The sequence below is a fragment of the Gluconobacter sphaericus genome, assembly GCF_016757795.1.
GTDB lineage: Bacteria > Pseudomonadota > Alphaproteobacteria > Acetobacterales > Acetobacteraceae > Gluconobacter > Gluconobacter sphaericus.
In genome coordinates, this window is record NZ_CP068422.1 from 31,413 (window position 1) to 44,465 (window position 13,053).

5 protein-coding genes are annotated in these 13,053 nt (G+C 56.0%); 3 read left to right on the forward strand and 2 right to left on the reverse strand.

The window, feature by feature from the left end; genetic code table 11:
- Positions 1-52 precede the first annotated feature (52 nt).
- From IGS75_RS15115 to IGS75_RS15125, 3 genes are read left to right on the forward strand one after another with little or no spacing between them, the layout of a single operon-like run.
- Positions 53-5,683 carry a glycosyltransferase gene (locus tag IGS75_RS15115; RefSeq protein WP_202259070.1) on the forward strand — a complete coding sequence of 1,877 codons (5,631 nt, stop codon included), beginning with the start codon at positions 53-55 and terminating at the stop codon, positions 5,681-5,683.
- Entirely contained in the window at positions 5,680-9,375 is a 3,696-nt protein-coding gene (locus IGS75_RS15120) for a glycosyltransferase (protein ID WP_202259072.1), read from the forward strand. The genes IGS75_RS15115 and IGS75_RS15120 overlap by 4 nt, the downstream gene beginning before the upstream one ends.
- A 2-nt stretch (positions 9,376-9,377) precedes the next feature.
- A complete protein-coding gene (locus IGS75_RS15125; RefSeq protein WP_202259074.1) occupies positions 9,378-10,964 on the forward strand; it encodes a hypothetical protein in 1,587 nt (528 codons plus the stop codon).
- A gap of 12 nt (positions 10,965-10,976) precedes the next feature.
- On the opposite strand, the gene IGS75_RS15130 is transcribed toward IGS75_RS15125, so the two are convergent.
- Entirely contained in the window at positions 10,977-11,765 is a 789-nt protein-coding gene (locus IGS75_RS15130) for an ABC transporter permease (RefSeq protein ID WP_202259076.1), read from the reverse strand.
- A 24-nt stretch (positions 11,766-11,789) separates the two neighbouring features.
- Positions 11,790-12,893: a glycosyltransferase domain-containing protein gene (locus IGS75_RS15135; RefSeq protein WP_202259078.1), complete on the reverse strand. Its 1,104-nt coding sequence runs from the start codon at positions 12,891-12,893 to the stop codon at positions 11,790-11,792.
- Positions 12,894-13,053 lie beyond the last annotated feature (160 nt).

Here is a 13,053-nt window from a genome sequence, read left to right on the forward strand (position 1 = left end):
CCCAGATTTCTGAAAACCCTGTCTTTATCTAAAAGCGGATCAGGCACTCCTAATGCAGAAAATTTTTTCCCTGTCTGAAATCGGCGCCTCCGACGTAAGCCACAATCTCGTTTCCTTCGATATTTTCGATACGCTCGTCTATCGCCGATATCTGGAGGTCAATGAGGTTCATGATCTTGCCAGCGCCTATGCCCTCAGCCTTCTGGGGCAATTCGGCAAGGAAAATCCGGGCGCTCTGACCCTCACGCGCTACGACATCACCAATGTGATGAAAGCCGCCGCACATGAACGTATCGAGGAACCGACCCTGGAGGCCGTCTGGAGCCGACTTTTCACCGCCCGCATCGGCCATACGGAAAAAGCCCTGACTCTGGGGCGGAAGGTCGCGGCCTTCGAATACGAGATTGACCGTCAGAACCTGTACGCGGTCGAAGGCGCCGCCGAAATGCTTGCTGCGCTCAAGGCACAGGGCAAGACGGTCATCGCCATCTCGGATATGTATTTTTCCCAAACCGAGATCGAGGGCATCCTGCTTCAGACAGGACTTGCCCAGCATATTGATCGCATTTTCGTATCCTCGCAGGAAAACCTTACGAAACATTCGGGCAATCTCTTTACGCATGTGTGGAAGTTGTTCGATATTGCCCCTGCGAAGACGCTGCATCTGGGAGACAATACGCATTCCGACGTCGCCATGCCCACCAGTCTGGGCGGTCATGCGATCCACGTCGCCCATGCTCCACTACTCCGGATCAAGCGCCCCGATTACGGCCGCCGTCCCGACATTCACATGGAAATCGGTGATCTTTCCAAGCTTTTCCTGACGCAGTTGCTGCTTTGCGCACAGAGCGATGGCAGCGACAGACTGTTCTTCCTGAGCCGTGACGGATGCCTGTTGCACAAGGTGCTGGAAAAGTGGAATTCGCCGCTGTTCCGTAACTTCTTCACTCCCATTCACTCGGAAGACCTGTTCCTCAGCCGCGCCGTCACCTGCTGGCTGAATGTTAATTTCCAGGACAAATGGCTTCTGCAGTCGATCGGGCACGCGTTCTGGCTGCATCACGGCAAAGCCACGCCCCGTCAGATTTCCGGAATGCTCGGTATCGATGCGACTCCAGCCGGCCTGGATGCGGACAAGGTCTACCACTCCTCGACGGATACCTTCACGGTTCTGGAAGCCTATGAAGCATCGGGTCTGGTCGAGGAAATCCGCACGGCACTCCTGCACAAGCGTGCCATGGCCGCATCCTATCTGAAGGATGCCGGCGTTCTGAATCACCAAAGCGTCCATGTCTGCGACGTCGGCTATTCCGGAACTGTCGTACGGGACCTCAATACCTTCTTCCTTCAGGAAGGCCCGCAAGGACTGGGTGGCTCCATTCCGCAGGTATATTTTCATTGCATCGCCAGCAATGCGAATTATTCAGGCAATGCCCGAACGGCGCTGCCCCACGTCATTTTCCAGAAAGACGTCATCCTCAATGACGGCCTCCTTCCGGACGAACTGAAGGACAGCTTCGCTTGGCTGGAGATGTTCTTCAAGCATCCGCTGTACGGCCCCCTGCTGGGCTATCGCAGGGATGGCGACCGAACCGTGCCGTCCTATGACGTCGCAGCCCAGGAAGATCCCCATCATCCCTGCCATCTGATCCTCAACACCATCAAATCCGATCCCTCGGATATCGTTCTGCTCTGGATGAGCGCCGTCGGGTTCTGGTCCCAGTTCACATCTCCTTTGATCGAGCGCTTCCTGAACCCGGATGAGTCCACGATCGAACAGATGCTGAGTGACGTGTACGAAGTGGATGCCGTGAGCGGAAAGACCCGCAGCGTCGTCCTCGTCGCACCGGAGTTTTCTGACGAGGAAATCCGTCATCGCGCCCAACGGGAGGATTACTGGATCCCGGGCTCCCTCGTCGCATCGCGGCTGGCACGGACACGGTCAGCCTTCGAAACGGACACTGAGCAGAAGTCGCTCGTCAATAAGCTGCGCGCCCTCGCGAACGGTGGCACGGAAGGAAAAGACAGCAAACAGGCAGAGAAGAATCAGGACGCTTTCGATCCGGCGTTCTACCGCCGCTTCTATCGCGACCTGAGTGCCCTGCCCAACGACCGTGCTCTTGAGGATCACTATTTCACCCATGGCAAACTCGTCGGCCGGTATGGGTCGGCAGCCATGATGAAAAGGGAACAGGCCGCTCTTGAACAGCGCCTCCCACGGGATTTTGACGCCGGCGCCTATTTCATGGCCAACCCTGATCTGCCTGTCACCCAGCCCGTTTCATGGACCGCTGCCCGGCATTACCTTAACATCGGAGCCGCCCAGAATCGTCCGTATCATTACCATTTCCCGGGTCTGGACGAAGCCTTCGAGGCCCTCCTCACCACAAATAAGATTTCCCTGAGTGACGCCGAGCGAAAGGATTATCAGGACGGCGTTCCCGCCCGTATCCTGCTCCTGCGTCGTCTGGGTGCGATCAGCGCGCCGTGGTTCAACATGCTGGACCTTCAGGAATTCAGCGCACTCAACTTCGAATGGTGCGGCAAGCCCTCTTCAGCCGCTGAAGCGATCCTGACCTTCCTGAAAGACGGGATCGAGCGTATCGCTCCGCTCTCGGTTTCCGTAGCATTCGATCCGGACTTCTATCGCCGCCAGTATACCGATGCCGCCGATCTGTCCGACATTGATGCCTACCGCCACTGGCTGGAGGCTGGCAGCCTCATGCATCGTGCCCCGTCCGAGGAATGGGCCCTGCAGCACATGATCGGCCAGCGGACCTATCCCACGGCCTTCCACTGGGATCTCTTTCAGGCCACCGACCGAGCCCGCTTCGCCCGCTCCACGCGTCTCGACCTGCTGGATGCCTTCCTATCCACTACTGTGCCCCCACGCGATGATCTAGTGGGCGGTCCTGGTGCCGGAGACCTCTGGACCTGGCGTGCAGCACGGGCCCAAGGAGCAGGCGACCAGCATCTGTCCACAGAATGTCTACGTGAAGCCGCCCGTGTCGAGCCGCATCGCGGCGTCTTCTGGCATACGCTGGGTGACCGGCTTCAGTCACAGGGAGATCTGCACGGGGCTCTTGAAGCCTATACACGCTGCCTGAAAACGGACACGCCGAACCGTTGGAGCCACATCAACTGCATCCGCCTGTCGGCAGATCTCGGCTTCTACGAAAAAGGCCTGGAGCACCTCCGCGCCGCCCAGTCAGCCTGGAAAGAAATGCAGCCCTGGCGCGAGGCCCGGACCCATCTATTCATGCGCTGGTTCGATCACGCCGCACACCACAGCTACGACAGAATCACGCAGGACGACATCCGGGCCAGAACCCATCCTGACGCACGCTTCCTCGCGTTCATGAATACCTTTGTTCCAACCGTGGCATCGATAGGCATCCCTGCCCCACTGACCCTTGCCCGGACAGACGGGCCGATCCTCATCCTCTCAGGCTCCGGACTATCCGAAAGGCCCCGCTGGGAAGCATCGCTGCGTACCGCACCCGAGGACGCGAGACAGGTTATCGTCTTCTCCCGTGAGCAGGTCGCTCTATTTGCGGAAAGCCTGCCCGGCGCCTCGGTAGCCCTGTACCATGAGGTTGAGACCGACGGACTGATCGTCGATACCCTGCTGCGTGCAAAAGCCCTCGGCGTGCGCAACATCTACTGGGCCGGTCTGCTGGGCCGCGATAGCACGGGCGAAGGCCCGGATCTGTCCGACCTGGCATGGAGCGACTTCCTCCTGCATCGCGACAACCATGAAACCGGACGGACCCTGCGTTCGATCCATGCAGCAACGATGTGTGACGACGTGGTCCTGACCATGCCTTCCCTCATCACCCGTTTTCAAGATCTCGGCCTTCGCCCCCGTCTCGGCGTCTCCGCCCTGATGGAGGCCCTGGCCGACATGCCGCCCACCACAGAAACGGCGCCGGGGAAAATCCGCATTTTCTGCTCTCTGGCGGGCCGACCAGTTCGCGTGTCTACGGCAGATGAGGACGCCTATGCCCCACGGATCGGGCAAAAGGATCTCCTGAAGGCGCTCGACGCCCTCCTCGAGACCTATCCGGATGTTTCGCTTCTCTTGGAAGGTGTTGATCCTGCTCTTCCGCTTTCTGTCCGCAATTCCACGCGTATCGAGCGCCTTGGAAGTGAACTGACATCGGATCAGCGTCTCGCCGCCCTGAGTCGCTGCGCCATCGCCCTCGACCTGCGCCACGTCCCCCGCGACCAGCGTTCACTGGCGGATGAAGCAACATGGTCCGGTATTCCGTGCCTCGTGCTTTCGGACAATCCCGCATTGGGCAGCTCATCAACACCAGGCTACGCCAAATGGTCCCAGATTTCCGAAGTCCTGAAAGCCTGGATCAGCCAACCTCAGACGCTGGAAAACACCGCCCTCGCGGCCCGTACGCACTTTGAGGAAGCTGTTTCCCCAACGCCTGTCGTCTGGTCCCCCGTCCGGGCGGTCCCGGCCACCAAGGCCAAGCCACGTATCCTGTTCGCCAATCTTTTTGCCCCACCCCAGACTACTGGGGGTGCAACACGCGTCCTTTCGGACAATGCAGGCTACATGCTGGTTCATGCCGGTGACGATTATGATTTCGCGATCCTGGCATCTGATGACGAGAACAGTCATCGTGGCGTTACACGTGTCGACAGCTGGAAGGGTGCACCGGTCTTCCGGATCGCCACGCCCCAGGAAATCGACATGGACTGGCGGACCTACAATTCCGAGGTCGATGCCCAGACACGCCGCATCATCACCCTGTTCAAGCCGGATCTAGTCCACATCCACTGTCTGCCGCGCCTTTCTGTCGCGGTCGCAGAGGCATGCCGCAGACTGGGCATCCCGTATGTCATCACGCTGCATGATGCCTGGTGGCTGTCAGACTTCCCCTTCCTTGTCCAGGAAGACGGAGAACCGGCCCGTATCAGCATTGACCCTGCAACACAGTCCTATTCGCACCGGATTGGCCTGCCGCGCAGTCTCGAACGGGCCGCCCGACTGCGGAGTGCCCTGCGTCATGCGCAGGAACTGCTATCGGTTTCCGAAGAATTTGCGGAAATTTACCGCAAGGCAGGTTTCCAGGTCTCCACGATCGCCAATGGCGTATCGGCGCTCGTCGCCCCCGTGCGCACTCCGCGGCAGGGTCGCGTCCGGCTGGGTCATCTGGGCGGACTGGAGCATCACAAGGGCGCCTATCTCGTCGAAGCCGCCCTTCGCAGCCGTCCTTTCCGGAACCTCTCCCTGACCATCCTCGAACATGCTCGGGATCCCGGCTCTCCGCTCGAAACGCGATGGGGCAGCACGCCTGTCACCATCCGGGGAAAAGTTCCGGCAGACAGGATCGCCACACTTTATGGAGACATGGACATCCTGCTCGCCCCGTCCACCTGGCCCGAAAGTTTCGGCCTCGTGACCCGCGAAGCAGCCCAGTGCGGCGCATGGGTCATTGGCAGCAATCAGGGAGCCATGGGCACTGATATCGTCGAGGGAGTGAACGGCTTCGTGGTCGATACGACCTCGCCTGCGGATCTCGTCCGGGTTCTGGAGATGATCGACGCCGATCCGGAGCGTTACCTGACACCTCCCCCGCAGCCGGACACCCCGCTGCGTCATGCCGATGATCAGGCGCGGGACATCCTGTCCCTTTATCGTACCCTTCTGGCTTCCCGCCCATGAAACCATGGCGGATCGGCCGATTGTTCCGGACGTCTCTCCCTGCGGATCATCATATCCGTCAGGGAAACGCCCATAACAGCGACCGGAACTGGACACAGGCCGCCAGAGCCTATCAAGCGGCACTGGAGGTCGATCCGGGCCTGGCGCATATCTGGATCCAGCTCGGCCACGCCTTCAAGGAACAGGGAGACCTTTCCCAGGCCGAACATGCCTACCGTCAGGCAACGCTTCTCTCGCCACATGATCCCGATGGCTGGCTTCAGCTCGGTCATCTGCTGTCCCTTGCGGGCAATTTCCGCGACAGCATCACCGCGCTGGAAGAAGGCCAGCGCATCTCCGGCGATCCCCTCTTCGCGGCGGAGGACATCGCTGCCCTGCGCGAGCGCCAGAAGCAGCCCAAACGTTCATGGCGACAGCCAGAATGGGTGACACCCGACATTACCACGCTCTGGACCAGCGAGGGCTTCTGCAACGCCGGAATGGAGCTGTTCGACCCCTGGGCCTACTGGCAAATCAATCCTGAAGTGCGCCAGACGTTCGGCACCCCCGTGGCTCTGGACCTCGTGCGGCATTTCTGCACGTCCGGTGTTTCAAAATGCCTCCCCTTCAGCCTTGTCGAGAGTTTCGATCCCGATTTTTATCGCAGGTTCCGTCTGAACGGCATCGCCTTCACGGATGCCGGCGCTTACCGGCACTGGCTCACCACCGGTATTGCACAGCACGTCCCTGCGAACGAAAAACGCTGGATCCAGAGCCTTTTGGGCGACCGGATCACTACGCTCGAAGACGTGGATCCCCTCTTCTCGTCAGCCTTCCGGGACGAAAACGCCGCCACCCATACCCGGCGCACCCTGGTTGAGGGCTTCATCTCCGACCTCCTCACCGACCCCGAGCGCCCCGTCACGCCCACACCGCGCAACGCTCCCCTCCTGCACGCCATCGCATGCCGTGGTGAAAAGGGCGATCAGCAGCATCAGGTGGGTGCCCGGATGCTGCGAGAAAAAATCTATCTTTATGTCCCGACCTATCGGGAGAATACCCGTGCCCTCGCACGGACGATGATTGCACACAACCTGGATATCGCAGCACTTCCTCTCCTGAAGACTCTGGCCGAACACCCAGATGAGCCTGCCAAGACCCTGATCGCTCTGGCCAAGTGCGAAAACCGCTTGGGAAGCCTCGACACTGCCGTCACAATTCTGCGGACAGCTACGAGGAAGAAACCGGGACGCCCTGATCTCCGGGTCTGCCGCAACATTCAGGAAGACCGGAATTATCATCATGCCTGGAACGCAGCTCTGGCCTTGGCCCGGACCGGTCAGATGGAAGCCGGACAGCGTTACTTGCGGGACTTTCTGGACAGTTTGCCATTTACGCTGCCAGACCACACTCCCCTGCGCCCCCGATCAGGCGCAGTCGCCATTTTGGGTAAGCTGAATCTTCCCCAGTGCCGTCTCTATCGCGTCGAACAACGACGGGATCAGTTGCTGGCTGCCGGATACACCGTCGAGATCTTTGATGTCGATACCGATCTCGATGTCTTCACCGCAAAGATTGCGGCCTTCGAAAGTGTGATTTTCTACCGCCTGCCTGCATGGCCGGTCATTATTCGCGCCATCTATCTGGCCCGCTCCCTCGGCCTCACCACGTTCTACGACATCGATGATCCGATTTTCGATGCCGAACTCTACCCTGAACCCTTCGAGACCTATGGCGGCACCATTAGCCAGGAAACCTATTACGGCCTGGCACTGGGCGCTCCGCTGTTCGCAAAAGCCCTGAGCCTGTGCGAATACGCCATAGCCTCCACAGAACCTCTCGCCGAGCGGATGCGACGCCATCACAATGGCGAAGTCTTCGTCCAACCGAACGGCCTTGGAGAGGCTCATGCAATCGCAATGCGGCGTCACGGCAGCAAATCTCCCTCTCCCGATCAGCCCGTGACGATCTTCTATGGCAGCAACACGAAAGCAAACCGTTCAGAAATCGTTTCCGTGCTCGAACCGGCTCTGGTGCGGATCCTTAAAAAATATGGCCAGCGGGTCCGGCTCTGCATCGTCGGCGACCTGCCCGAGGACAGCATTCTCACGGATCTGAGGGGAAACATCACGCTTCTTCCCCCTTTGCCGGATGTGCAGGCCTACTGGTCCCTTCTCTCTTCGGCCGACATCAATCTCGCCATCCTTGGCCAATCCCCCACGACCGACACAAAAAGCGGCATCAAATGGCTGGAAGCCGCAATGTTCGGCATCCCCTCTGTCCTTAGCGACACCGCCGGCTACAGAGATGTTGCCAAAGAGAACGAGACCGCTCTCTTCGCCACGGACACCAACAGCTGGGTACGGGCGCTGGACCAGCTCGTGGCAGATCAGGCACTGCGGCCCCGGATCGGAAAAGCCGCCTATACCCATGCCCTCACCACCTACGGCGCCACCCCGCTCGCCAGACGTGCCAAAGCACTCATGGAACGAACGGCACCGCCAGACACGGCAGCACGGCACCGCATTCTCGGCGTCAATGTCTTCTATCCCCCCCAGGCCATCGGCGGAGCCACCCGGGTCTTCCACGACAATCTGAGGGATCTGTCAGTTCCGGAAGATGGGCGGTTCCTGTTCGAGGTCTTTACGTCCGAAGCCGAACCCAACAGCGAAAAACTCAGGATCTACGCGCAGGACGGCATTCTTGTCACATCCGTGGCGCCCCTGGACGTGGACGACAAGGACCGTATTGCTGAAGACCCCAACATGGTCACACAGTTCCGCAAGGTAGTCGAACGGTTCCGCCCCGACCTCGTGCACATTCACTGCATACAGCGCCTGACCGCTGGCATCATTGATGTCCTCCTTGAACTCGACATCCCCTATTGCATCACCCTTCACGATGCCTGGTGGATTTCGGACCAACAGTTCGTCATCGACGAACTCGGGCAGCCGCGGCTCTATAACTACTCTTCGCCTCTTGAAACCCTCGAACGGTGCGGTGCAAAGGCCGTGGCACGCATGGAGAGTCTGCGTGACAGGCTCTTCGGCGCAAGAGCAGTTCTGGCCGTCTCGGAAGCGTTTGCAGAACTCTATCGTACTGCCGGGGTCCATCACGTCCAGACCATTGAAAACGGTGTCAGCGCCCTTACGCCCCGTCCACGTCTCCGCGAAGAATCCGGGCGTATCCGTTTAGGCTTTATCGGAGGCCTAGCACGTCACAAGGGGTGGGACCTGATCCAGATTGCCCTTCGGGAAGGAAGTTTCCACAATCTCGAACTTCTGGCCATCGATCATGCGATGAGTCCCGGCGACGAGCGGACAGACGTCTTTGGACAGACGCCGGTCGTTTTCCGCGGCAAAATGTCCCAGAATGAAGTGGCCAATCTCTACGCGAGCATAGATGTCCTGCTGGCTCCCTCGATCTGGCCAGAAAGTTTCGGGCTCGTCACCCGCGAAGCCGCACTTTGCGGATGCTGGGTGGTCGCATCAGATCGTGGCGCCATCGGGGATACCATCGGCGATGATATCAATGGCTTCCGGATCGACGTTTCCAGCGCGGCAGATCTGCGCCGCGTCCTGACGCTGATCGACAAATCTCCCACCCGCTTCAGGCAGCCCGCCCCAGAACTGAAAATATCCCGGACTGCACGCGACCAGGCCCAAGATCTGGGCGTTTTATACGAAAAGCTTCTTCAACCCGGAGAGATCTGACCATGGCCCGTCGAGCCGACCATATACATCCCGATGTCAACCGTCGCCGAGCACTGATCGGAATGGGCCTTGCCGCGCCTTTCCTCGCCACGGCTACGGCCTCTGCGGAAAAGAGAGTTTCGTCTCTGCGAATTGATGAAGCCGAACTCCGGCGTCGTGGAGCGGCGCTTGATGGAAAAACGGACGACCTGCATGTCCTTCAGGAGTGCATCGACGAAAGCAGCGTCACCACTCCGGACATGGCATGCCCTTCCATCCTGTTTGATCTTCCGGCTGTAACGATCTGTCTTTCGGGGCCCCTACAGACGAAAGGCCGCAACCTCACCCTCCGCGGTGCCGGACAGGACCTGACGGTCCTCATGATGAAAGCAGGCGGTAAGGGCATCCTGACGCATGGGACACCCAATGAGCCAGCAAAGGGTTATCTTCAGCTTCAGGACATCGGTTTCGATGACGGAAACCTGAAAGGCAGTGGGTGCACTGGAATTTCCGTCCATTTCGCCGCGGAAGCTCCACAGGCGGCGATGACGTGGCAAGGCGTCGCCCTGCGGAAATGGAGCCAGGGCACCACGATCGTGAACTGCCCGCGGAACTGGCATTGCGAAAACGTGACGGTATTCGGCCCCGACTTTGCAATGCAGGAGGCAGCCGGTTTCAGGATCATCAGCGAACCCCATTTTACACAGGGATGCTTCACTTATATCTTCATCAATGTCCTGGTCGCCAATTACAGCTGGGGCTGGGACTACGACATCCGCTCTCCGCTGGAAGGGCAGCGCTTCTATTCCTGCACCTGTTATAACGGTTGGGGGATGGTGCGGTCTCGGGTCCATGCCTCACCGGACCGCCGCAACAGTATTGACGAAACCTATCGCAGCGTCATCTGGTACTTCATGGAATGTGACTGGCAGGGCTTCGGTTATGCTCTGGATCTGGTTCACTGCAGAAACATCATCGTTCGCGGTGGTTTTTACATCGCCAACCGCAACGTGGATCATCTGCCTATTCCTGACGGTAGGCCAAGACGGCGTTATATGAGTTTTGTCGATTGCGGAGATATTCTGCTTGACGGTGTAAAATTCGACGTCTTTGCGGGGAGTGAACCAGACCTCTCCCTCGTGTATGTCGACGGACGCTCTGACAATTTCCGCGCGCGGGACACTAACGTCCTGTCCTATGCCCCGATCTATTGCGCTTTTGAATTCGCGGATCCGGAACGCCCTAATCCCCAACGTAATACTTTTTCCGAGATGGACACCCTCTGGGCCGCCTGGTCCGGCGGAGAAAAAGTCCGCGACGCTGGCGGAAACCAGATCAGCCAGACATCACTCCGCGAAATCGGGGGCGAAATAACATCAGGGGGACAGATTAGTCTTCAAGGACAACAAGCCATGGAAGCGGGTAGAAAATTTCTCCCATTTCCCCGGCGGGGGAATGGAAAAACTTGCTTTTCCATTCCTCCGCTCGTTTCGATCCAAGCTATCGGTTCACAAGGAAAGGCAGTTCTTATCAAGGTCGCTGTTGAAGGCATATACCTTGAAATCAGTGGCCCTTCTATTGATGTCATGTGGCGAGCAACAGGAGCTTGATAACGACGAAAATTATTGAACCTTAATAAATTTACGAACCCGCAATGTCAGTGAAAGACCAATCAAGATCAGAATAAAATTTATACAAATAGCATAAATGATATTGAATTTCGCATGAGAAGTATCTCCGAACTGCCCCCCTCTAATCATTTCAATACTCTGCACACTTGGAGACCAGAGAAGTATTTTCTGGAATTTGGGTGACACCCATGAAACCATCGCAAAGGCTCCAGAAAAAGGGAGTGAGAGATAGGAAAATATATTAACGGTTTTCTCAATCATTTCTGAGCGTTCACTGAGTGCTGCAACCAGAAGGGCTGTGGCAAAAGAAAATGCAATATGAAAAAATATTCCCAGATATAACAGCCCATAATCCTGAGGAGGCGTCATATAACCAATAAGAAGAGCACCCGTAGCCACTATAAGACCGGCCATCAAGGTCCCCATAACCTCCAGAACAACTCTGGCGGTTATGATATCAAGCGGGGTGACTTGCCGATGAAATAGAAGACTTCCATTCGCTTCAAAAGCTCTAACCGCACTCAATAAACAGTGACGCCACATGGTAAGGGGGATATAGCCCGTCAGAACAATGGCAGTCATGGGCAAACCATGTTCGTGAGGAGGGCGCATCGCAGTCCATGCGATTGCAACACCCATGCAGAACAAAATAGGCTCCCCGACGATCCACAGGTAACCTAGATTTTCACGCCCAAAACGAGTGTGCAGTTCACGCAACATCAAGGCGCCCACAACGCGCCCTTGCAACTGAAAGAGCGACCACAATGATGTCTGCTTCATGCTTATAATCTCCGTTAGGGCCAATCAAATATTATAAAAATATTTGATAAGACGATCCCCAACCTGATCAGAATAAAATCCCCATATATTGTTAAGAATATGACTCTCAAAAGTTATTTTTACTTCTCCACCCAAATATGAAGAAAGATTTTCATTCATGCTATCGACATTAAATATCTCCCAATTATCAACAACATAGTCACCAACATTTATACTGCGATCAAATGGATTAAAGCTAAAAACATTTCCGTTATTATCAAATATGCAGAAATATTTCCGAGCTTTTACCAAAACATTTAGTGATTCTTTGGTAAAAGCATCTGTCAAAAAAAATTCTCCATTCTTGAATGAGAGATATTTCCCGTTATTTTTCAAAGCACGAACATCAAAGTTTTGCGTAGACGTTCCGTAAAACATTTTCGTGTAAAGATCAATAAAGTAAATTGATTTCTTATATCCATTTGCATGAAATACCGGGATGGGATCTTTTCTATTTTTATAGAAAATTCTATTCCCAGACCAAATCAAGTCATCTCCATTAGCAATAACCGAGACAAAAATATGCTGATCTACATCAAGCTTTACTTTTACGTTTTGAGGGGATTCGCCGCGAGCCAATATGTCCTGAACCACTCGTTGATCATCTCCATCTTGCTGCCTATCCGCGTAGGCGATTACAACATCAAGAAACGCCAAGGCCGCCCAGCCGTAACCTATCCAACAACCGCTGTTCGGATAGGCTGCAATATCTCCCTCTGCCCCCTCGAAAAATTTTTTAACCTCTTCTCGATAGGGTTTTTCGTCATGCAACCAAGGAGAAAATAATTTCTCTGCGCTGAATAATAAGTCACAGTCGGCTTTGAAAAATCGACCAACAATATCAGAAACATCTCCCAAAACGAGCACATCATGAGCATCCGTAAACATAACTATCGAATGCAAAATTTCTTTATTTTCGGAAATAAAATCTCTTGACCATTTAAGTTTTTTGACATGAACGTATTGACTATCGCCATTTAAAATTCTTGGGAGATTTACAAACCTAAATCCTTTCCCCTCAGAAATTCTCTGTATTGGATTCCGAGTGTCATAGGGAAGACAGGCAGAAAGATGATACACTGATGACATGAGAGGCCTTCCAGACGTTCAATAGCGGTTACAGTTGCATAATATGGAATTACCACTTGGTCCAATGCCTGCCTCTCCTAAGCAATGAGGGGTGGAGACTTCCCGCATAGATCTCACTCCTGAACTGGACCGCAGCTTCGCACTATGCCACAGAGCGTCT